Origin of the sequence: Vibrio sp. V42_P2S4T144 (assembly GCF_009904715.1) — a bacterium.
Taxonomy (GTDB): domain Bacteria; phylum Pseudomonadota; class Gammaproteobacteria; order Enterobacterales; family Vibrionaceae; genus Vibrio; species Vibrio alginolyticus.
The window spans coordinates 1-2018 of sequence record NZ_WXWS01000269.1 but is presented as its reverse complement, the minus strand read 5'-3'; the positions used below and the strand labels follow the sequence as shown (position 1 = coordinate 2018).

The 2018-nt window shown below is 44.0% G+C and carries 2 protein-coding genes; both read left to right on the top strand.

Features of this window, described 5'->3' with window-relative positions; translation table 11 throughout:
* Positions 1–67 precede the first annotated feature (67 nt).
* Positions 68–1282, top strand: a complete 1215-nt coding sequence (locus CAG68_RS09280; RefSeq protein ID WP_005384283.1) for a pyridoxal phosphate-dependent aminotransferase — start codon at positions 68–70, stop codon at positions 1280–1282.
* A gap of 90 nt (positions 1283–1372) precedes the next feature.
* The gene (gene yfbR, locus CAG68_RS09275) at positions 1373–1957 is read left to right on the top strand and encodes a 5'-deoxynucleotidase (protein WP_025766954.1); all 585 of its coding nucleotides are present in this window, start codon (positions 1373–1375) and stop codon (positions 1955–1957) included.
* Positions 1958–2018: the final 61 nt, after the last annotated feature.

Sequence of the window (2018 nt, the reverse complement as noted above, 5' to 3'; positions counted from 1 at the left end):
ATATTCTAATAAAAAACAAATTATTGTATTTTAATAAAGAAATTAACGAATTTTTAGGAATTAAACAATGCAAAATATCGGGATGTCGTCAAAACTCGACAATGTCTGCTACGACATTAGGGGTCCTGTACTCAAACATGCTAAGCGCATGGAGGAAGAAGGGCATAAAATCCTAAAGCTAAACATTGGTAACCCTGCCCCATTTGGTTTTGACGCCCCTGATGAGATTTTAGTCGACGTGATTCGTAATCTGCCGACTTCTCAAGGCTATTGTGATTCCAAAGGTATTTACTCTGCTCGTAAAGCAGTGGTCCAACACTATCAGCGTAAAGGTATACGCTCGCTAGATGTCGAAGATGTGTATGTAGGTAACGGCGTGTCTGAGTTGATCGTAATGGCCATGCAAGCGCTATTAAACAATGGCGACGAAATGCTGATCCCAGCACCAGACTATCCGTTATGGACAGCTTCAGTTGCACTATCTGGTGGTAAGCCGGTTCATTATCTATGTGATGAAGAGGCTGACTGGTACCCAGACCTTGAAGACATCAAAAAGAAAATCACACCAAAGACACGTGGCATTGTTCTGATCAACCCGAACAACCCGACAGGTGCGGTATACAGCCGTGACTTCCTACTTGAAGTCATTGAGATAGCACGCCAACACAAACTGATCATTTTCGCAGATGAGATCTACGACAAAGTGTTGTACGACGGTGCAACACATACCTCAGTCGCCACACTCACTGAAGACGTGCTAGTCATGACATTCAATGGCCTTTCAAAAGCCTACCGTGTTTGTGGTTTCCGTGGTGGCTGGATGTTCCTAACGGGGCCTAAACATCTGGCTCAAGGGTACGTGAATGGCTTGGAGCTGCTTTCATCGATGCGTTTATGTGCAAACGTACCAATGCAACATGCCATTCAAACCGCGTTAGGTGGGTACCAGAGTATCAATGAACTGATTTTACCTGGCGGACGCTTATTAGAGCAGCGCAACCGAGCGTATGAACTGATCAATCAAATTCCTGGTGTTTCTTGTGTCAAACCTAAGGGTGCGATGTACCTCTTCCCGAAAATCGACACTAAAATGTACAACATCAAGAACGATCAGCAGATGGTTTTAGATTTCTTAAAACAAGAGAAGGTCTTACTGGTGCAAGGTTCTGGTTTTAACTGGCCAAAACCAGACCACTTCCGCATCGTGACACTACCGCACGTTGAAGATCTAGAAATCGCCATTGGACGTTTTGAAAGATTCCTATCAACCTACAGCCAGTAATGAATCACTGGTAGTAATTAGTGCTGATCTCTCATATGCTTAGAGGAACTCCTAGTGAGTTCCTTTTTTACACCAGAAACGGAGAAAGCCATGAAAGAAAGCCATTTTTTCGCCCACCTGGCTCGAATGAAGCTGATCCAACGCTGGCCTTTAATGCGGTCCGTCTCACCAGAAAACGTTTCAGAGCATAGCTTACAAGTTGCTTTTGTCGCTCATGCCCTTGCCCTAATTAAAAACAAAAAGTTCGGCGGTAACCTTAATCCAGAGCGCATCGCGATTCTTGCCATGTACCATGACTCCAGTGAAGTATTAACGGGTGATCTTCCGACTCCAGTGAAGTATTACAACCCTGAAATTGCCAAAGAATATAAGAAGATAGAATCAGCAGCGGAGCAAAAATTACTCTCAATGTTACCGGAAGAGTTCCAAGATGATTTTGCTCCCTATCTTCTTTCTCACTCTGCACACGAAGAGGACGCAAAAATCGTTAAGCAAGCCGATTCCATCTGTGCCTATTTAAAATGTCTTGAAGAACTAAGCGCCGGCAACCATGAGTTCGCTCTGGCAAAAAAACGCTTAGACGTCACTTTGCAAGAACGCAGAACGCCTGAAATGGATTACTTTCTCAATACCTTTGCCCCAAGTTTCGAATTATCGTTAGATGAAATCAGTTAGCTTACGGAGATAATCGTGTCGTTTGAATTACACCCGCAATGGCAAGAGCGCCATGATGATG